The sequence below is a fragment of the Pseudazoarcus sp. NS34 genome (genome assembly GCF_059703725.1).
In genome coordinates this window covers 275,823-293,927 of record NZ_BAAKIZ010000001.1, presented here as the reverse complement: position 1 = coordinate 293,927, position 18,105 = coordinate 275,823, and the positions used below count along the sequence as shown (strand labels likewise).

The 18,105-nt window shown below is 62.7% G+C and carries 19 protein-coding genes; 12 read left to right on the top strand and 7 right to left on the bottom strand.

All coding sequences use genetic code 11. The annotated features are described in order from the left end of the window. Window positions 1-82: 82 nt before the first annotated feature. On the top strand, window positions 83-445 hold the full coding sequence (locus AC6H0N_RS01455; RefSeq protein WP_497572275.1) for a SpoIIAA family protein: 363 nt from the start codon (window positions 83-85) through the stop codon (window positions 443-445). Continuing rightward, complete coding sequence (locus tag AC6H0N_RS01450) at window positions 442-1,293, top strand: sulfurtransferase (protein WP_497572274.1); 852 nt, start codon at window positions 442-444, stop codon at window positions 1,291-1,293. The genes AC6H0N_RS01455 and AC6H0N_RS01450 overlap by 4 nt, the downstream gene beginning before the upstream one ends. A 39-nt stretch (window positions 1,294-1,332) precedes the next feature. Here the strand turns inward: AC6H0N_RS01450 and murI are convergent, their stop codons facing one another. Continuing rightward, the gene (gene murI, locus AC6H0N_RS01445) at window positions 1,333-2,142 is read right to left on the bottom strand and encodes a glutamate racemase (RefSeq protein WP_497572273.1); all 810 of its coding nucleotides are present in this window, start codon (window positions 2,140-2,142) and stop codon (window positions 1,333-1,335) included. A 180-nt stretch (window positions 2,143-2,322) separates the two neighbouring features. Next, window positions 2,323-2,532: a cold-shock protein gene (locus AC6H0N_RS01440; protein WP_497572272.1), complete on the bottom strand. Its 210-nt coding sequence runs from the start codon at window positions 2,530-2,532 to the stop codon at window positions 2,323-2,325. A 362-nt stretch (window positions 2,533-2,894) separates the two neighbouring features. On the opposite strand from AC6H0N_RS01440, the gene AC6H0N_RS01435 reads away from it, so the two are divergent. From AC6H0N_RS01435 to rpoS, 7 genes are all read left to right on the top strand, one after another. After that, complete coding sequence (locus AC6H0N_RS01435; protein ID WP_497572271.1) at window positions 2,895-4,004, top strand: porin; 1,110 nt, start codon at window positions 2,895-2,897, stop codon at window positions 4,002-4,004. A gap of 249 nt (window positions 4,005-4,253) precedes the next feature. Next, entirely contained in the window at window positions 4,254-5,318 is a 1,065-nt protein-coding gene (locus AC6H0N_RS01430) for a porin (RefSeq protein ID WP_497572270.1), read from the top strand. Between the two features lie 232 nt (window positions 5,319-5,550). Further along, window positions 5,551-6,636, top strand: coding sequence for a porin (locus AC6H0N_RS01425; protein WP_497572269.1), 1,086 nt, complete (start codon window positions 5,551-5,553; stop codon window positions 6,634-6,636). Between the two features lie 173 nt (window positions 6,637-6,809). Beyond that, on the top strand, window positions 6,810-7,553 hold the full coding sequence (surE, locus tag AC6H0N_RS01420) for a 5'/3'-nucleotidase SurE (protein ID WP_497572268.1): 744 nt from the start codon (window positions 6,810-6,812) through the stop codon (window positions 7,551-7,553). 2 nt (window positions 7,554-7,555) lie between these two features. Beyond that, window positions 7,556-8,209, top strand: coding sequence for a protein-L-isoaspartate(D-aspartate) O-methyltransferase (locus AC6H0N_RS01415; protein WP_497573224.1), 654 nt, complete (start codon window positions 7,556-7,558; stop codon window positions 8,207-8,209). Further along, window positions 8,206-9,114 carry a peptidoglycan DD-metalloendopeptidase family protein gene (locus AC6H0N_RS01410; RefSeq protein WP_497572267.1) on the top strand — a complete coding sequence of 303 codons (909 nt, stop codon included), beginning with the start codon at window positions 8,206-8,208 and terminating at the stop codon, window positions 9,112-9,114. Before AC6H0N_RS01415 ends, AC6H0N_RS01410 begins: the two co-directional genes overlap by 4 nt. Before the next feature lie 15 nt (window positions 9,115-9,129). Beyond that, the gene (gene rpoS / locus AC6H0N_RS01405; RefSeq protein WP_497572266.1) at window positions 9,130-10,077 is read left to right on the top strand and encodes an RNA polymerase sigma factor RpoS; all 948 of its coding nucleotides are present in this window, start codon (window positions 9,130-9,132) and stop codon (window positions 10,075-10,077) included. 159 nt (window positions 10,078-10,236) lie between these two features. On the opposite strand, the gene parC is transcribed toward rpoS, so the two are convergent. The 5 genes from parC to flgA all read right to left on the bottom strand — a co-directional run bounded on the left by parC (window position 10,237) and on the right by flgA (window position 16,293). Next, window positions 10,237-12,576, bottom strand: coding sequence for a DNA topoisomerase IV subunit A (gene parC, locus AC6H0N_RS01400; protein WP_497572265.1), 2,340 nt, complete (start codon window positions 12,574-12,576; stop codon window positions 10,237-10,239). A 29-nt stretch (window positions 12,577-12,605) separates the two neighbouring features. Beyond that, window positions 12,606-14,579 carry a DNA topoisomerase IV subunit B gene (locus AC6H0N_RS01395; protein WP_497572264.1) on the bottom strand — a complete coding sequence of 658 codons (1,974 nt, stop codon included), beginning with the start codon at window positions 14,577-14,579 and terminating at the stop codon, window positions 12,606-12,608. Window positions 14,580-14,675: 96 nt separating this feature from the next. Beyond that, entirely contained in the window at window positions 14,676-15,149 is a 474-nt protein-coding gene (locus AC6H0N_RS01390) for a flagella synthesis protein FlgN (protein ID WP_497572263.1), read from the bottom strand. Then, on the bottom strand, window positions 15,146-15,454 hold the full coding sequence (gene flgM / locus AC6H0N_RS01385) for a flagellar biosynthesis anti-sigma factor FlgM (RefSeq protein ID WP_497572262.1): 309 nt from the start codon (window positions 15,452-15,454) through the stop codon (window positions 15,146-15,148). Before flgM ends, AC6H0N_RS01390 begins: the two co-directional genes overlap by 4 nt. Window positions 15,455-15,606: 152 nt before the next feature. Continuing rightward, window positions 15,607-16,293 (bottom strand): flagellar basal body P-ring formation chaperone FlgA, encoded by a 687-nt coding sequence (flgA, locus tag AC6H0N_RS01380; protein WP_497572261.1) that lies wholly within the window; start codon window positions 16,291-16,293, stop codon window positions 15,607-15,609. Between the two features lie 292 nt (window positions 16,294-16,585). On the opposite strand from flgA, the gene flgB reads away from it, so the two are divergent. Genes flgB through AC6H0N_RS01365 form a run of 3 tightly spaced genes read left to right on the top strand, consistent with a single transcriptional unit; the run spans window position 16,586 to window position 18,101 of the window. Continuing rightward, window positions 16,586-16,990, top strand: coding sequence for a flagellar basal body rod protein FlgB (flgB, locus tag AC6H0N_RS01375; RefSeq protein ID WP_497572260.1), 405 nt, complete (start codon window positions 16,586-16,588; stop codon window positions 16,988-16,990). Between the two features lie 17 nt (window positions 16,991-17,007). Beyond that, window positions 17,008-17,412: a flagellar basal body rod protein FlgC gene (gene flgC / locus AC6H0N_RS01370; RefSeq protein WP_497572259.1), complete on the top strand. Its 405-nt coding sequence runs from the start codon at window positions 17,008-17,010 to the stop codon at window positions 17,410-17,412. 26 nt (window positions 17,413-17,438) lie between these two features. Further along, entirely contained in the window at window positions 17,439-18,101 is a 663-nt protein-coding gene (locus tag AC6H0N_RS01365) for a flagellar hook assembly protein FlgD (protein ID WP_497572258.1), read from the top strand. Window positions 18,102-18,105 lie beyond the last annotated feature (4 nt).

The window sequence follows — 18,105 nt, the reverse complement described above, 5'->3', positions numbered from 1 at the left end:
TCAGGCTACAACAAGTTCGCCACTCGACGGGCTTGCCATCCCGCCCTATAGTGGATCGCACGATAACTCGTGGAGTAGCGCCATGATCACCATCGACCACAATCCGCAGAGAATCTCGATTGCCGTGTTTGGCGAGTTCACGCTGGCCGACTTCAAGGAGTTCGAGGAGTTGTTCACGTACAAATCGCGCTTCGAAGGGCCGGTGAACCTGCTGGTCGACCTGCGCGAGATGATCAGTTTCACCTTGGATGTGGCCTGGGAAGATGTCCGGTTTTCGCGCGAGCATCGCCACGATTTCCGTCGCGTCGCCGTTCTCACGAAGAATCAGTGGCTGAGCTGGAGTGCGTGGATGACGCAGTGGTTCGTCGACGGTGAAATGCGCGTGTTCGACGAAGAGGGTGATGCGCTGATGTGGCTGGACGAGGCCGCGGAGTCGGCAGAATGACCGACTTCCGCACGCTGATCGACGCGCCGACGCTGGCCGGCTTGCTTGGTCAGCCCGATGTGCGGGTGGTTGATTGCCGTCACGACCTTGCCGATGTTGAGGCAGGGCGTCGTGCGTATGCCGAGGCCCACATTCCCGGTGCCGTATTCATGCATCTCGATGAAGACCTGTCTGGCCGGTGCACCGGTCGAAATGGCCGTCATCCCTTGCCCGATCCGGCCGATTTCGTTGCTCGTCTGGGGGCGCTCGGCATCGGCCCGCATGATCAGGTCATCGCCTGCGACGATGCCGGGGGCGCCATCGCCGCCCGGCTCTGGTGGCTGCTGCGCTGGGTTGGCCATGCACGCGCCGCCGTGCTCGATGGCGGCTACCGCGCCTGGCGCCAGGCCGGCCTTCCTTTGCACGCGATCACCCCTGATGTGGCAGCTGTTGAGCATCCGGTAGGCGCATCGACGGTTGGCACGGTCGATGCGCTGTCCCTTCAGGCTGCGCTGGGCGAGGGCAGTGTGCGCCTTGTTGATGCCCGCAGCCCCGACCGTTTCGCGGGTCAGAACGAAACCCTGGATCCCGTAGCCGGCCACGTGCCCGGGGCCATCAATCGCTTTTTCCGCAGCAACCTCTCCGACGGCTGTTTTCGCCCCGCGGCAGAACTGCGAGCTGAATTCGACGCGCTGCTTGGCGGCCGCTCGCCGGTCGATATCGTGCATCAGTGCGGCTCGGGCGTGACGGCGTGCCACAACCTGCTCGCCATGGAGGTCGCGGGCCTGCACGGTTCGCGGCTGTATCCGGGGTCGTGGAGCGAATGGTGCGCCGATCCGGCACGGCCGGTGGCAACCGATACTCCGTGAGGTTTCCGCAGGGTCAGATGTACGACTGCGGCGCTGCGCTCACTCTCCCCAGTCAACCTTCTCTACTTGGCCCAGCGCACGCCCCAGAAAGCGTTCCCCGATGGTCTGAAAGCGCAAGGGCACGTCGGTGACGTAAAAGCGGTGTTCCGGGGCTCTACTGCTACACGCAAGGTCGAGTGTCGTCAGGCGTTCGGCAGCCAGGTCGGCGGTGGTGCTGGCCGAGTCGATCAGTCGCACGCCTTTGCCCGAAACCTTCTTCAGCAAGGGCTTGAGGAGCGGGTAGTGCGTGCATCCGAGCACCAGACTATCGACTTCTTCCGCCAACACGGGCTTGAGATACTCGCGAGCGGTCATGCGCGTCACAGGGTGATCCAGCCAGCCTTCCTCTACCAGCGGGACGAACAGCGGGCAGGCCGACGAATACACCTGCACTGTTGGGTCGAGCGCATGCATGCGCAGGGCGTAGGCGTTGCTGTTTATCGTGGTCGGTGTCCCGATGACGCCGATGCGTCGGGCCACGGACTGCGCCAGCGCCGCTTGCGAGCCAGCCTCGATCACATCCAGTACCGGCAAATCCAGAGCCAGATCCCGCACAACGTCAGCCGCCACCGCGGCCATGGTATTGCATGCCACGATCAGCATTTTTACGTCGCGCTGCAGAAGGAACCGCGTGATCTCCGCGGTGAAGCGACGGATAGTGGCTACCGATTTGATGCCGTAGGGGACGCGGGCAGTGTCGCCGAAGTAGGCGATGTCCTCGAAGGGCAGCCGATCCATCAGCGCGCGTACCACCGTCAGTCCGCCGATGCCTGAATCGAATACGCCGATGGGGCCGTCGCGACGCGTCATGGGAATTGCCTTGGTGAAAAGAGAGGGATTCTAGCGGTCGTAGGTCCTACAAGTGCAGCGTATGCGCCCACCGCATCACAGGCTTCCCGTCAATGGTGAGTGGCTGGGTTCGTCCGTCCCGGCGCCGTAAACGAAAAAAAGCCCGGTTGCCCGGGCTTTCTTCACTGCAGCAACAGACGATTAGTCGTCGATGCGCTGAATGTTCGCTGCCTGCTTGCCTTTCGGGCCGCTGACGATGTCGAACGAAACTTTCTGGTTTTCGGCCAGCGACTTGAAGCCGTTGCCCTGAATGGCGGAGAAGTGAGCGAAGACGTCCTCGCCACCATCAGCCGGGGTAATAAAGCCGAAGCCTTTGGCGTCGTTGAACCACTTAACAGTACCTTGTGCCATGAAATGCATTCCTTGCAATGATTGAGATGATGCGTGGGCAAAAGCCCGGTAGTACGAGAATCAAGGCGAGGAGCACAAACCGTATACCGCGAGGTACTGCGTAAGAGCTGTCGTACTTTGAAAACCCGCGGACGCAGTATGGGGGTGTGCCGTACGGAATACAAGCGCTTTTTTACATCGCCCTTGACAGGCGTGTTGTAGCGCATCTGCAACGGCTTGTCATGTAGTCAAAGCGAATAAGACCACCGCGCTGTAACCGAGTCGCGATGTATTGCAAAATGTTGCTCAGTACTAAGAGGTGCATCAGTGATGATGCGATTGAGCCGGCCAGTGGCGGTCGGTTTTTATTTTCGGGGAACGCAATGAAGAAAAGTCTTTTGGCGTTGGCGGTAGGCGGACTGGTGTCCGTGCCGGCGCTGGCACAGTCCAACGTTCAGATCTACGGCATCATGGACCTGGGTTTCAGCCGCCTCAGTGGCAGCGAAGCCGGTTTCCTCGGTGATGGGTTCAAATCCCGTAGTGCGATGGACTCTGGCAACCAGGCAGCCAGCCGCATCGGCTTTCGCGGTACCGAGGATCTGGGCAACGGCCTGAGCGCCTTCTTCACAATCGAGCAGGGCCTGTCGGCAGATACGTCGTCCAGCCCGTCGAATTCGCGAGCAGTTTTCGTCGGTCTTGGTGGCGATTTCGGTCGCGTCTCGCTAGGTCGTCACATGAACTCGGTACGCAAGCAAGTCACCGACATGGATCCGTTCGCGGCCGCCGGTGTTGGCAGCATGCTCAACATCAACCGCCAGACCACCTGGATCAACAACTCCATCCAGTACACGTCGCCGAGCTTCAGCGGCCTGACCGTTGGCGGCAACTTCTCGAACAACGTCGGCTTCGAGTTCCTCGGCATCGATGTCGGGCTGCCGGCTGACGAAGCCGCCATCCCAAAGGGTGAAGACAACGTCAACACGCGTCTGTGGAACGTGATGGCGAACTATTCGCGGGGCCCGATCTCCGCCGGCATCTCTTATGAGCGGCTGAAGAACGACGCGGTCGGCTTCAAGGAGAAGCGCTGGAACCTCGTCGGTGCCTACGACTTCGGCGTAGTCAAGGTCAGTGCCACCTACGGAACCGTCAAGAACCAGTATTTCGACTTCCTTGAAACCAAAGGCAAGCAGTGGATGCTTGCAGCCACGGTTCCGGTGTCTGCCGCCGGTACGGTGCTCGTGTCGTACAACCGCGCCAAGCGCGATGTGGACGTCGGCCCCTTCGATATTGGCTCGCTCAAGGGCAGCCAGTGGGCTGTCGGCTACAACCATGCACTGTCCAAGCGCACCAACGTGTACGCTACCTACGCGCAATCGAGTGCCAACGACTTTGCCGAGGCTATCGGCTACTACGACGTCGGCCCCGGCGCGAATGGTTTCGAGTCGGGTAACTTCAGCAAAGGCTTCAACGTCGGTATTCGACACAATTTCTGAGCAAAATTTGCTGCAGTTGATGACGGGCGCTTCGGCGCCCGTTTTTCATTTGGGCACGCGCAAAGCGGCCCCTTAAGAGCGTCGCGTTGCGCCAGCGCAACACGATTCCCGCGGCTTACGCGCAAAAGCCATCCCACGCTTGCGGCGGGCAGGCTGCGTTGCGCAGAATGCAATCCAGCTTCTCGGACGAGAGGTAAGTGGGGCCGGCAAGCGCTGTCGGTTTTAACTTGAACCTAGAGGGGAATTTCAATGCAAAAGAAACTCATCGCACTGGCAGTCGCCGGTCTGGTGTCGGCTCCGGCCTTCGCTCAATCGAACGTGCAGATCTACGGCATCATGGACCTGGGCTTTGCCCGTCACAGCAGCTCGGAAGCTATCCCTGGCTTTGAAGCTGACAAGAGCCGCACCGGCATCGATTCCGGCAACCAAGCTTCCAGCCGCATCGGTTTCCGTGGCACGGAAGATCTGGGCAACGGCCTGAAGGCTTTCTTCCAGATCGAGCAGGGTCTGAACGCTGACCGTGCCTCGACCCCGACCAACCGTCAGATTTTCGTCGGCCTGCAGGGTGATTTCGGTAAGGTTCGCCTCGGCCGTGACTTCAACCCGAGCCGTGCTCTGGTAACCGGTCTGGACCCGTTCGGCGCTTCGGGCGTGGGCAACATCCAGAACATCTATCAACTGCAGACCCGCGTTGATAACGCCATCATCTACACGACCCCGAGCTTCGGTGGTTTCACTGCAGAAGTGACGTTCACCAACAACGTGGACGGTAATGAATCGGCCTACGAGAAAGGCACGGACAACCCGAACTCGCGTCTGTGGAACGTCGTTGGTAAGTACAAGAACGGTCCGCTGACGGCCGGTGCTTCGTACGAGCGCATCAAGACTGACACTGATAACGAAACCGTCAAGGCCTGGAACCTGGTTGGTGGCTACGACTTCGGCGTGGTCGATCTGCGTGGTGCCTACGGTCAGGTCAAGGAAGACGTGAGCGGCTCCCCCGACGAGAAGGCCAAGCAGTGGATGCTGGCTGGCGTCGTGCCGGTTTCCGAAGCTGGCAAGGTCCTCGTGTCGTACTCGCGTATCAAGTTCGACGAAGCGGATGCCAAGGCTTCGCAGTGGGCAATCGGTTACAGCCACGCTCTGTCCAAGCGCACCAACGTGTACGCCACGTACTCCAAGGTCAGCACCAACGACGAAGCTGAAGGCTCCTTCGGTGTATACGATGGTCGTGAAGAAGATGTTGGTGGTGACGACGTTACCGTCGCTCAATTCACCAGCGGCTTCAACATCGGTATCCGTCACAACTTCTAATCGTCTCCAGACGGTTTGAAGCAGAAGCGGGCGCTACGGCGCCCGTTTTTTTATTGGTGCACGGTTTTCGTTGCATGTTCGCGACATCTCCAGATCCGTCAGTTGCATTGTTCTTGTGATGCGCCGCAGGGGGTTTGCATAATTCTGTTACAACTCGCCGGGGCTTCACGGCTGCAGTTGGGCCTGCCGAAGAGCGTCTTCGGCGTTCAATTCAGATCCTGAGGGGATTTCAATGCAGAAAAAACTCATCGCACTGGCAGTCGCCGGTTTGGTGTCGGCTCCGGCCTTCGCTCAGTCCAATGTGCAGATCTACGGCATCATGGACCTGGGCTTTGCCCGTCAGAGCGGTTCCGAAGTCACTGGCGGCGCAAAGGACAAGGCGCGCAATGCCATCGATTCCGGCAACCAGGCGGCCAGCCGCATCGGTTTCCGTGGCACGGAAGACCTGGGTAACGGCCTGAAGGCCTTCTTCCAGATCGAGCAGGGTCTGGGCGCTGACACCAGCTCCACCCCGACCAACCGCCAGATCTTCGTCGGCTTGCAGGGCGATTTCGGTAAGGTCCGCCTCGGCCGTGATTTCAACCCGACCCGTGCGCTGGTGACCGGTCTGGATCCGTTCGGTGCTTCCGGCGTCGGCAACATCCAGAACATCTATCAGCTGCAGACCCGTGTGAACAACGCTGTCATCTACACATCCCCGAGCATGGGTGGTTTCTCGGTTGAGGCGACGTTTACCAATAACGTAGGCACCAACGATGATCCGGATGAACTCGCTTACGAGAAGGGTACCGACAACCCCAACAGCCGTCTGTGGAACGTGGTCGGTAAGTACAGCAACGGTCCGCTGATGATCGGTGCCTCGTACGAGCGCGTGAAGAACGACGACGAAGAGTACGACGTTGGCGATTTCGATGACTACGAGAAGGTCAAGGCTTGGAACCTCGTGGGTTCCTATGACTTCGGTGTGGTGAGCCTGCGCGGTTCCTACGGTCAGTTCAAGGCTGAGGAAGACGATGGCGACGAGAAGGGCAAGCAGTGGATGCTGGCAGCAGTCGCTCCGGTCAGCGAAGCCGGCAAGGTGCTGTTCTCCTACACCCGCCTGAAGGTCAATCTCGGCGCGGATGTGGGTGATGGTACTTACAAGGCCTCCCAGTGGGCTCTGGGTTACACCCACTCGCTGTCCAAGCGCACCAACGTGTATGCCACCTATGCCAAGGTCAGCACCAACGACGAGGCTGAAGGCACGATCGGCGTCGCCGAAGGTTCCAATGGCTTCTACACGAATGGTCTGAACATCGGTATCCGTCACAACTTCTGATCGGTTGCAGACGGTTTGACGTAAAGAGCGGGCGCTTCGGCGCCCGTTTTTTTGTTTACCTGTTACGAGTAAGAGGCAGGCCCGAGCGTGGTCGGTCTGCTGCCAACCTGCTAGACTCAACGCCTGTCTGAACATCGCAAGAGCGCCGTCGAAGGCGCCGTCTTCCCACCCCCATGCGCATCCTCATCAGTAACGACGACGGCTATTTCGCCCCTGGATTGGCCGCGTTGGCCGAGGCGCTGGAGGAACTGGGTGACATCACCGTGGTCGCGCCCGAGCGCGATCGCAGCGGCGCGAGCAACTCGCTGACGCTGGATCGGCCGCTGTCATTGCGCACCGCGGCGAATGGCTTTCACTTCGTCAACGGCACACCGACTGACTGCGTGCATCTGGCGGTTACTGGCATGTTCGACCATCTGCCGGACATGGTCGTGTCGGGCATCAATCATGGCGCCAACATGGGCGACGACACCATTTACTCTGGCACCGTCGCGGCAGCCACCGAGGGGTTTCTGCTGGGCGTTCCGGCCATCGCGTTTTCGCTGGCGAGCAAGTCGGCCAGCGATTTTCGTGGCGCGGCCCGGGTCGCGCGCGACTTCGTGGCGCGTTTCATCGAGCAGCCGTTTCGAGAACCGGTATTGTTGAACGTAAATATTCCGGATGTGCCTTTCGAGTCAATCCGAGGAACATGCGTAACGCGTCTGGGCAAGCGCCACAAGGCCGAGCCGGTAATTCGCGGCACGAATCCGCGTGGTGACACGGTGTACTGGATCGGGCCGGCAGGCAAGGCTGCTGATGCGGGCGCAGGTACGGATTTCCATGCAGTGGAGGAAGGCTTCGTTTCGATCACGCCTTTGCGCATGGACCTGACTCACAACGGTCAAATCCCGGCGGTTACAGAATGGCTGGAGTCCTGAGTATGGGCTTGCAGGGCCATCCGGCCGGTAATCGTGCTCTGGCGCGAATGGTCGAGCGTCTGCGCCAGCAGGGCATTCGCGACGAGAAGGTGCTTGAGGCCATGTTGCGCGTGCCACGCGCAGCTTTTGTCGACAAGGGCCTGGCGTTCAGTGTGTATGACGACACTCCGTTGCCGATTGGCTACCAACAGACGATCTCCCAGCCGTACGTAGTTGCGCGCATGATCGAGATGCTGCGGGCCGGTGGGCGCGAACTCGGGAAGACGCTGGAGGTCGGAGCTGGGTGCGGCTATCAGGCTGCCGTGTTGTCCTTCGTGGCGTCAGAGGTGTTTGCGGTCGAACGCATTCGACCGTTGCTCGAGAAAGCCAAAGAAAATTTGCGACCGCTGAGACTTGCCAACTTGCGGTTGAAACATGCTGATGGTGTTCTGGGCTTGCCACAGGCCGCCCCATTCGACACCATCATTGTTGCCGCGGCCGGGCGTGACGTGCCGACGGCCCTCAAGGAGCAGCTTGCGCCGGGTGGGCGCCTGCTGGTGCCGGTGGGGGCGGGCGCGGAACAATCGCTCGTAATGGTCGAACGCGGCCGCGACGGATTCAAGCTCAGCCGGCATGAGGCAGTCCGCTTCGTGCCATTGCTGGAAGGACTGGAATGAACAATTTGCGAAAATCGCATCGTCTGTCTCTCACGCTGGGAGTGGCCGCTTCGATTGCCCTCCTGACGGGTTGTCTGTCGCAGTTGCCGGCGCCCGTGCGCGGAGGTGACTCCGGGCAGCAGACGCGCGTCATTGCCCAAGACGGGAAGACGCACGAAGTACGAACGGGCGATACCTTGCTCGGCATCAGTCGCACTTACAACCGGACTCTTGCGGAGTTGGTGAGCTGGAACGGGCTTACCAACCCGGATCAGATCAAGGTCGGGCAGCGGCTGCGCGTTTCGGCACCCGATGGATTTGTTCCGCCCGCCGACGGGGTGATCGTTCAGCCCATCGACCTCAGCGGGGATTCCGTCGGTACTACGCCGGCGTTGCCGCAGTTGCTTGAAGCGCCGGTCGGAGGTACGACGCCGTATACCGATCAGGCCTGGGCCGCGGTGAATCCACGACCGCAGCCGATGCCGATGCCCATGCCGGCACCGCCTTCGACCCCGACCCCCACGCCGGCCCCGACGCCGCCGGAAGCGACCTTGCCCAAGCCCGTTCCGTGGTTGTGGCCCGCCAATGGGCCGGTGATCGAGAAGTTTGACGAAAGCGCGAACAAGGGCGTGGACATCTCAGGAAAGCCCGGAGATCCGGTCCTGGCTTCGGCTGCGGGCAGTGTGGCCTACTCCGGTAGCGGCTTGCGCGGGTATGGAAAACTGGTCATCATCAATCACGACGGTGACTACTACACCGCGTACGCGCACAACCAGACGCTGCTCGTCAAAGAGGGCGACAAGGTGACGCAGGGGCAGAAGATCGCAGAGATGGGCAGTACCGACACCGATCGTCCGAAGCTCCATTTCGAGATTCGACGACAGGGTCGTCCGGTTGATCCGATGCAATATCTACCGGCGCGCTGACACGACGGAGGGGGCATGTACGATCCGGCCGAGAACGACGAGGAAGACGTTGCGAACGAGCCGGATATGCCGCCCGAGGTCGAAGCCCTCGGCGAGCCGGCGGCCAAGTCTGCGGCGTCGTCCGAGGGTGATTTTCTCAGTGACGTCACCCAGATCTACCTCAATGAGATCGGCGCCAATCCGCTGCTGACGGCGGCGGAGGAGGGTGTGCTCACCCGGCGTGTCAAAACGGGTGATTTCGAAGCACGGCAAACCATGATCGAGCGCAATCTGCGTCTGGTCGTGAACATCGCCAAACACTATCTCAACCGCGGCATTCCGCTGCTCGATCTGGTCGAGGAGGGCAACCTCGGCCTGATGCACGCGCTCGACAAGTTCGATCCCGAGCGCGGGTTCCGTTTTTCGACCTATGCAACCTGGTGGATCCGCCAGAACATCGAGCGCGCGATCATGAACCAGTCGCGCACCATTCGCCTGCCCGTGCATGTGGTCAAGGAGCTCAACCAGGTTCTGCGCGCTCAGCGCAAGCTGGCTGCGCTGGGCAACGGCGAATACACGCTCGAAGATGTTTCAGCCGCGACCGGCAAGAGCCTGGATGAGGTGCGCGGCTTGCTGACCTTGGGCGAACACACCGCCTCGCTTGATGCGCCGCTGGATATTGATCCCAACCTGTCGATCGGCGAATCACTTGCCGACGATCAGGCCTGTCCGGTGGATCTGACTATCCAGAATCATGAGGTCGAGGATCTCGTGCGCGACTGGATCAGCAAGCTCAGCGAAAAACAGCGCACAGTCATTCGGCACCGTTATGGCATCGACGAGTGCGAGATCATGACGCTCGAAGAGCTTGCTGTGCAGCTGGGTCTTACGCGTGAGCGGGTGCGCCAGATTCAGCTTGAGGCGCTCGGCCAATTGCGCCAGTCGATCAAGCGGCGGGGCATACCGCCGGAGGTGCTGCTGTAGGAGCAGCCCGTCATTGCCTCACCGCAATGCCAATCGTCAGCGTGGCCTTGGCGAGGGTGGCTGCAGCGCGCAGCCACCCGTGAGTACGGGCGGCCGTAGCACCTCACATAAACATGGGTGGGGCTTCCCCGCCCTATCAAACAAAGCAACCCCCGAGCTTCAACGGAGCGCCAGCGGCCGCAAGTTGCGGTTGAGCGTGTTGCCTTTGCGGGCGCGGCGGAAACGCAGGCCTTCGATCTGAGCGGGTTTGATCTCCAGTTCGGAGGTCTTGCCGCCGCGTCCGGCGCCGGTCACGGTGAGGGAGGCGTCGGGCGCGGGTACGGCCACTGCCGCCAGCGACTCGCCTTCATCCAGCCCCATCACGATCACGCCGCGTCCGCCGGCCTGCACTTTCATCTCGCTGCGGCCGAACACCAGGATGCGTCCGTTTTCGGACACCGACGCAATCCAGTCGCCCAGCACGGGGGCTGGCTCGAGCACCTTTTCGCCCTTCTCCAGGGTCATGAAAGCCTTGCCGGCGCGTTGGCGGCTGCTTGCATCGCCCACCGTGCAGATAAAGCCATAGCCACCGGAGTTGGCGAAGAACCAGCTGGTGTCAGGAGCGGCGGAAACCAGGCGCGCCAGTTTGGCGCCGTCCTGGAATTCCACCAAGGTGGTAATCGGCGTGCCGTCGCCACGTCCGCCCGGCAGTTCAGACACCTTGACGGTGTAGGCGCGACCCTTGGTGTCGATGACGATCAGCGGCCACACGGTGCGCGTCTCGATAACGGCAAAGGCGTGGTCGCCGGCCTTGTACGAAATGCTCGTGGGGTCGATGCCATGGCCCTGGCGTGAGCGCACCCAGCCGTTGTGCGAGATGACGACCGTGACCGGCTCGTCGGGCACGCTGATCTCGGCCGGCGCCACCGCGGCGACGGCTTCGATGACGGTGCGGCGGTCGTCGCCGTATTTCTTCGCGTCCTCGCGGATCTCCTTGAGGATCAGTTTCGTCATGGCGCTGCGGCTGTCGAGCAGAGTCTGCAGGCCGTTGCGCTCCTCGCGCAGCTCGGCCAGTTCCTTCTCGATGCGGATGCCTTCGAGTCGTGCCAGCTGGCGCAGACGAATCTCGAGAATGTCTTCGGCCTGTACCTCGGTCAGGCCGAAGGCCTCGATCAGCGCCGGTTTCGGCTCGTCCGACTCGCGAATGACGCGGATCACTTCCTCGATGTTGAGGTAGGCGATCATGCGGCCTTCGAGGATATGGATGCGGCGGTCGACCTCGCTCAGGCGATGCTGCGTGCGCCGCTCGACCGTGACGTAGCGGAAGTCGATCCATTCGCGCAGCACCTGAACCAGATTCTTCTGCTGCGGCCGGCCGTCACGGCCGATCATGGTCATGTTGATCGAGCTCGACGTTTCCAGCGCTGTGTGCGCGAGCAGGATGGCCATGAACTCATCGCGGCTCTGTCGGCTGGAACGCGGTTCCAGCACCAGCCGCACCGGCGCCTTGTCGCTGGATTCGTCGCGCACCGATTCGACCGCGCCGAGCACCAGCTGCTTGAGGTTCTTCTGCTCCTGCGAAACGTCCTTCTTGCCGGTGCGTGGCTGCGGGTTGGTCAGCGTCTCGATCTCGGACAGCACCTGGGCAGTGGATACGCCCTGCGGCAGTTCATCGACGATTACACGCCACTGGCCGCGCGCAAGCTCCTCGAAATGCCAGCGCGCGCGCAGGCGAAGGCTCCCACGGCCCGAGGCGTAAGCGTCGCGAATGGTTTCGGGCGATGAGATGATCTGGCCACCACCGGGGTAATCCGGCCCGGGCAGCAGCGCCAGGACCTCATCCAACCCGGCATTGGGGTTGCGGATCAGTTCACAGGCCGCCTCGGCGACTTCGGTGAGGTTGTGCGGTGGAATCTCGGTGGCCATGCCGACCGCGATGCCCGAGGCGCCGTTGAGCAGCACGAAAGGCAGACGTGCGGGCAGGAACTGTGGCTCGTGGAAGGCGCCGTCGTAGTTCGGCAGGAAATCGACCGTGCCGCGATCGATCTCGGCCAGCAGAAGATCCGCGATCGGTGTCAGTCGACATTCGGTGTAGCGCATGGCCGCGGCCGAATCGCCATCACGCGAACCGAAGTTGCCCTGACCGTCGACTAGCGGATAGCGCAACGAGAAATCCTGCGCCACACGCACCATCGCGTCGTACACCGAGGAGTCGCCGTGCGGGTGGTACTTGCCGATCACGTCGCCGACCACGCGCGCTGACTTGACGTGCTTGGACGTGGCCGACAGGCGCATCTCGTTCATCGCGTAAAGGATGCGGCGCTGCACCGGCTTGAGGCCGTCTTCCACCTGCGGCAGCGCGCGCGAGCGCACCACGCTCATCGCGTAGGCGAGGTAGGCCTGCTCGGCGAAACGGTCCAGCGGCAGCGCGTCGTCGCCCAGTTCGTCCAGCGGCGGCTCGGGTGGCTCGGGCGGGACGGGTGGTGCGAGGTCCAGGATGTCGTCGGTGTGGTCAGTCATTGATCAGCGGTATCGGGGTTTCTCGGAGCTCACACGTCGGCTTCGACGCTATCGCCTTTCTCTTCCATCCACGCGCGGCGGCCGGAGGCTTCGCCCTTGCCCATCAGCAGCGTGAACATTTTCAGTGTGTCGTCGAAGGCGCCGGGGCGTACGTGTACGGGCAGCACACGGCGTGTGGCCGGGTCCATGGTGGTTTCGCGCAACTGCTCGGGGTTCATCTCGCCGAGGCCCTTGAAGCGGCCGACTTCGAGCGCTTCGGGCTTGAAGCCTTCCTGCGTGGCACGGTCGCGGATTGCAGTGAGTTCGCCATCGTCGAGGGCGTACAGGCGGCGTGCCGGGCGCTTCTTGCCCTGGGCGGGGACGTCCACGCGGTACAGCGGCGGCTGGGCAACATACACGTGACCGCGCTCGATGAGCTTCGGGAAGTGGCGGAAGAACAGCGTCAGCAGCAGGGTCTGGATGTGGGCGCCGTCGACGTCAGCGTCCGACATGATGACGATCTTGCCGTAGCGCAGGCCGGACAAATCCGGCGAGCTGTCGGCGAGATGGGCGTCGACGCCCAGCGCGACCGCGATGTCGTGGATCTCGTTGTTGGCGAGCAGGCGATCGGGGTCGATCTCCCACGAGTTCTGTACCTTGCCGCGAAGCGGCAGGATGGCCTGTGTTTCCTTGTTGCGCGCCATCTTGGCCGATCCGCCGGCCGAGTCGCCCTCCACGAGGAAAAGCTCGTTCCGGGTGATGTCCTCGGATTCGCAGTCGGACAGCTTGCCGGGCAGCACGGCCACGCCAGAGGTCTTTTTCTTCTCGACCTTTTGCGCGTTTTTCTGGCGCGCCAGCGCCTGCTTGATCGACAGTTCGGCGATCGCGCGGCCGGCCTCAACGTGGTTGTTGAGCCAGATCTCGAAGGGGTCGCGGATCTGGCTGGACACCAGCTTCACGGCTTCGCGCGAGTTGAGCTTTTCCTTCACCTGCCCCTGGAACTGCGGATCAAGCAGGCGGGCGGAGAGTACGAAGCTCATGCGCGAGCACACGTCTTCCTGCTGCAGTTTGACGCCGCGGGGCAGCAGCGCGTGGTGCTCGATGAAGGTCTTGACGGCCTCGAACACACCGGCGCGGAGGCCGGATTCATGTGTGCCGCCGGCCACCGTGGGAATCAGGTTCACGTAGGATTCGCTCGGCACGGCGTACTCAAACCAGGCGATCGCCCAGGCTGCGCCCTCGCCAGCCGCGTAGCTGGCGTCGTCGCGGCCGGCGTAGGACTCGGCGGTGTAGATCGGTGCTACCGGTTCCTGCTCGCCGGCGACTTCGCGCATGTAGCCAGCCAGACCTTCGGGGTAGCTCCAGGTCTTGCTCAGGGCCGGGCCGTTGGTCTGTTCGGTGTCTAGCCGAACCGACACGCCGGGCAGCAGCACGGCCTTGCTGCGCAACAGGCGTTCGAGTTCGTTCAGCGGGACGCGCGGGGCCTCGAAGTACTTCGGGTCGGGCCATACGCGCACCCGTGTGCCGCTCTGGCGGCCGCATTCGCCTTCGACGCGGATTTCGCCGATGTGCTCGCCGCCGCCGGTGAAATCAATGCGGTAGATCTTGCCTTCGCGCTTGACCTCGAGCTCGACCCGCGTGGACAGCGCGTTGGTCACCGCCACGCCGACGCCGTGCAGGCCGCCCGAGAAGGCGTAGGCGCTGTTGCCCTCGCGCTTGTCGAACTTGCCGCCGGCGTGCAGTCGCGTGTAGGCCAGCACCACCACCGGGACGCCCTCTTCGGGGTGCAGGCCGACCGGGATGCCGCGGCCGTCGTCGGCCACCGTGACCGAGCCGTCCAGATGCAGCGTGACGTGGATCTTCTTGGCGAAACCGCCGAGCGCCTCGTCAGCGGCGTTGTCGATCACTTCCTGAATGATGTGGGCGGGCGAGTCGGTGCGGGTGTACATGCCCGGGCGTTCGCGGACCGGTTCCAGGCCCTTGAGGACGCGGAAGGAGGATTCGTCGTAGGTCTTGCCTGTCATGGATGCTTGCTGAGGTCCGTGGGATGGCGGCGCACAAGCATAACCGCTGCGGCTGGCAGCTGCCTACCGCAAGGCATGAAACGGGCGGTGTAGGGGTCAGGCGCTGCCGAGGTGGCGGCCGCGGCCGCTCGGGCGTGCGCTGCCGCCGGAATCGTACAGCGAAGGCTGGTCAGCGGCCGAGAGCAGGACGGACAGTGCCGCCTGATTGTTCTGCATGCGCTCGTGGATGAGCTTGCCGTTGATCTCGTTCAGGGCGCGCACATCGGCGCCGATGTCGAGAATGCTGTCCCAGCGCGTGAGCACATCGGGCAGGCCTTCGCAGATCTGGCGGATGGATTCGGCCGACGGGGTGACGCCGTGCTGGCCGAGCAGCATGCCGAGCGCGTCGTGCTGGCGCTGCAGTTGCTGATGGAGTGCGGATTTATTCGGCGTGAGCGAGATCAGTCCGTCCGTGTCGCCAGCGATCAGCAGGGCTTGTTCGCGCTGCAGCAGCTCGCGAAAACGCTCCAGCGACGCGAGTTCGGCGTCGATGGCCTGAACGAATCGTGCGCGGGCGGCGGCCGGGATCATGCCTTGCCGGTGTAGCCCAGCATTTCGCGAACGCTGTCGAGCAGGCCGTCGGCGATGCGGTTGGCGTCCATCTTGAAGCGACCGTCGCTGATGGCCTGGCGGATTTCATCCACGCGCGCCTGATCGACCGCCGGGGTTGCTGCGGCTACGGCTTCGGCCTTGGCCAGGCTGGACGACAGCGGCGACAGCTCGACGGTGCCCGATTGACCAGCGTTGCTGCCTTGCGGCGCGGGGCTGGCCGGCTTGGCGCGATTCTCGCCCGCGAGCGGGGAGCTGACGCCTTTGTTGGTTCCTTCGATCTTCACGTGTGTACTCCGGTGAGGGCGGCCCGAATGGGTTCCTGATGTAGTAGACGGCAGCCCTGCAGAAAACTTTAGCGAATTAAATTAATTGTTTTTGCACAGGCGCTGGGCGCCCGGTTCCGCGTCTCGAACGCCTCAATGATCGCACACCGGCTTCAGAAACGCAGTTCCACCACGCCACCGGCGCGCGCGATGCCGTTGACGATGCTGCCATTGGCCAGCCGCACGCGCACGCTTTCACCATCGGCGGCGCGCCCCAAGGCGCGGCCCTCTCCGCCGATCTCAAAGCCGCTGCCAATGCCGACGATCCTCACCGTCTGGCCCGATTCCACCGCCGGCGGCAGGCGCAGGTGTTCCTCGCGCAAGGGGGTGCCGGCGGCAATGCCTCGGCTGGTGCGGACGCCGATGGCGCGCGACGGATCGCTCAGCACCTTGCCCGATTGGGCGGCCAGATCTCCGCGTTCCAGGCGCAAGTCTTGCGGCCCGATGGTCTGGCCCGGCCGCAGGCCGTTGCGCGCGACCACGTAATCGGCAATGACCTTGACGCGCGCTGGCAGATAGACGGTCCAGTTCGCCGGCGCGGTGCAGCGCACACCGACACTGAGTTGGCCCCACGCGAGTGCTCCGGACGGCAAAAACGCCTCCGGGGCGTCGCACGGTGGCAACTGGTTGGCGGGGGATAGCACGCCGACCTCAAGTTCGATCTCCCCTGGCAGGCCGTCGGTTTCGTGTTCGAGCAGGGTGCGTACGGCGGCCTCCACCGGGGCCGTGGGCTGCTGGGCGAGCGCGCCGGAAACCGCTGCGCAGGTGGTGACGAACAGGAAGCAGGCGAATCGATTCATGGCGGCATTGCATCACGTGGTCGGCGCATCGGCAAGGCATGGGTGTTGCAAGCGACGTGCCGCAACGGCCGGGCCGGCCACGCTGGCAAGGATGGGCGGCGACAACCGGCAAAGACTGCCGGCGCGGCGGCAAGACGGCCGGCGAAAGCGGCGAAATTGGCCGGAAAAGCAGCCTCTTATCGGACGAAGAGCAGGCCCGGTACGGACATACGATGCTGGCACGAAAGCTGCAATAGGGCAGTTGTCCCTGCCGGAAATATTCGACGGGACACAGAGATACGAGAGGTGACGCATGAAAGCCATGCTCGATGACGCACTGCGGTTCCATCAGACCGCGCTCAATGTGCAAGCCCGCCGCCAGGAATTGCTGGCGTCGAACATCGCCAACGCCGACACGCCGAACTACAAGGCCAAGGACATTGATTTTCGCAGCGCACTGGCCGGCGCGATGGGTAAGCAGGGAGCGGCGCTGAACATGAAGACGACTACTGCCGGACATCTGCCAGTTGCTGGCGCAACGCCTTTCGAGGGCCACATCGGCTTTCGTCAGGAGCTGCAGTCGGCGGTCGATGGCAACACCGTGAACATGGACGTCGAGCGCGCCGCCTACGCCGAGAATTCGCTGCACTACGAGGCCAGCGTGACCTTCATCAACGGCCTGCTGAGCGGCATGCGTACCGCCATCACGGGCCAGTGAGCGAGGGGGACTGAATCATGAGCATGTTCAACGTCTTCAATATCGCCGGCTCGGCGCTCAGCGCCCAGTCACTGCGCCTGAACACGACGGCCTCCAACCTCGCCAACGCCGACAGTGTGGTCGGCGAAGACGGCCAGCCCTATCGCGCCAAGCAGGTGGTTTTCCAGGCCGTGCCGGTTGCCGGGCCAGAGGCGCAGGGCGTGAAGGTCACCGGAGTGGTTGAAAGCGCCGCGCCGATGCGCCTCGTGTATGACCCGGCCAGCCCTGCCGCCAACGGTGAGGGCTACGTCGAAATGCCTAACGTGAATGTGGTCGAGGAGATGGTCAACATGATCTCCGCGTCGCGTTCCTACCAGAACAACGTCGAGGTCATGAACACGGCCAAGACCCTATTGCAGCGCACGCTGAGCATCGGCCAGTAATTGGCTGAGGCCTTCGGGAGATTGAGATGAGTACTGTCAACGCCACTGGTTACGACTATTCCGCCCTTAACACCGGCACGACGTCGACCGGCAAGAAGGAAGAGGACTCTCAGACTCGCTTCCTGACGCTGCTGACGACCCAGCTCAAGAACCAGGATCCGATGAATCCGATGGAAAACGCCGAGATGACTTCGCAGCTCGCGCAGATGAGCACCGTCGACGGCATCGAACGCCTCAACACCATGTTCCAGCAGCTGCTGGCCGGGCAGGAATCGGCCGAGGCCATGCAGGCTGCGGCGCTGGTCGGGCGCGGTGTGCTGGTCGAAGGTGATGGCCTGGTGCTGACCGAAGCCGGGGCGGTTGGTGGCTTCGAGCTGCCCAACGGCGCCGACAAGGTGACGCTGTCGATCCGCGATAGCTCGGGTCTGGAGGTCGCCAAGGTCGACTTCGAGGACTTCGATGCCGGCAGCCACAACTATGTGTGGGACGGCACCACCATTGACGGTTCGGCAGCCGCAGGCGGCCTGTATTCGGTGAAGGTCACGGCCACCATCGGCGGCGAGACCGTGGATGCCAACTCACTCGAGTTCGGTCAGGTCACCGGCGTGATCCGCGGGCCCAAGAGCACCGACCTGCAGGTTGGCAATCTCGGCATCTTCCAGTTCAACGACATCAAGCAGATTCTCTGACGGA

What these genes read in the sequence shown, in the direction of transcription:
- AC6H0N_RS01425 (WP_497572269.1), top strand. Translation starts at nt 5,551, where the DNA reads ATGCAGAAAAAACTCATCGCACTGGCAGTCGCCGGTTTGGTGTCGGCT.
- AC6H0N_RS01450 (WP_497572274.1), top strand. Translation starts at nt 442, where the DNA reads ATGACCGACTTCCGCACGCTGATCGACGCGCCGACGCTGGCCGGCTTG.
- murI (WP_497572273.1), bottom strand. Translation starts at nt 2,142, where the DNA reads ATGACGCGTCGCGACGGCCCCATCGGCGTATTCGATTCAGGCATCGGC.
- parC (WP_497572265.1), bottom strand. Translation starts at nt 12,576, where the DNA reads ATGACTGACCACACCGACGACATCCTGGACCTCGCACCACCCGTCCCG.
- AC6H0N_RS01415 (WP_497573224.1), top strand. Translation starts at nt 7,556, where the DNA reads ATGGGCTTGCAGGGCCATCCGGCCGGTAATCGTGCTCTGGCGCGAATG.
- flgA (WP_497572261.1), bottom strand. Translation starts at nt 16,293, where the DNA reads ATGAATCGATTCGCCTGCTTCCTGTTCGTCACCACCTGCGCAGCGGTT.
- AC6H0N_RS01455 (WP_497572275.1), top strand. Translation starts at nt 83, where the DNA reads ATGATCACCATCGACCACAATCCGCAGAGAATCTCGATTGCCGTGTTT.
- flgC (WP_497572259.1), top strand. Translation starts at nt 17,008, where the DNA reads ATGAGCATGTTCAACGTCTTCAATATCGCCGGCTCGGCGCTCAGCGCC.
- AC6H0N_RS01440 (WP_497572272.1), bottom strand. Translation starts at nt 2,532, where the DNA reads ATGGCACAAGGTACTGTTAAGTGGTTCAACGACGCCAAAGGCTTCGGC.
- flgB (WP_497572260.1), top strand. Translation starts at nt 16,586, where the DNA reads ATGAAAGCCATGCTCGATGACGCACTGCGGTTCCATCAGACCGCGCTC.
- AC6H0N_RS01435 (WP_497572271.1), top strand. Translation starts at nt 2,895, where the DNA reads ATGAAGAAAAGTCTTTTGGCGTTGGCGGTAGGCGGACTGGTGTCCGTG.
- surE (WP_497572268.1), top strand. Translation starts at nt 6,810, where the DNA reads ATGCGCATCCTCATCAGTAACGACGACGGCTATTTCGCCCCTGGATTG.
- AC6H0N_RS01390 (WP_497572263.1), bottom strand. Translation starts at nt 15,149, where the DNA reads ATGATCCCGGCCGCCGCCCGCGCACGATTCGTTCAGGCCATCGACGCC.
- AC6H0N_RS01410 (WP_497572267.1), top strand. Translation starts at nt 8,206, where the DNA reads ATGAACAATTTGCGAAAATCGCATCGTCTGTCTCTCACGCTGGGAGTG.
- AC6H0N_RS01365 (WP_497572258.1), top strand. Translation starts at nt 17,439, where the DNA reads ATGAGTACTGTCAACGCCACTGGTTACGACTATTCCGCCCTTAACACC.
- rpoS (WP_497572266.1), top strand. Translation starts at nt 9,130, where the DNA reads ATGTACGATCCGGCCGAGAACGACGAGGAAGACGTTGCGAACGAGCCG.
- AC6H0N_RS01395 (WP_497572264.1), bottom strand. Translation starts at nt 14,579, where the DNA reads ATGACAGGCAAGACCTACGACGAATCCTCCTTCCGCGTCCTCAAGGGC.
- AC6H0N_RS01430 (WP_497572270.1), top strand. Translation starts at nt 4,254, where the DNA reads ATGCAAAAGAAACTCATCGCACTGGCAGTCGCCGGTCTGGTGTCGGCT.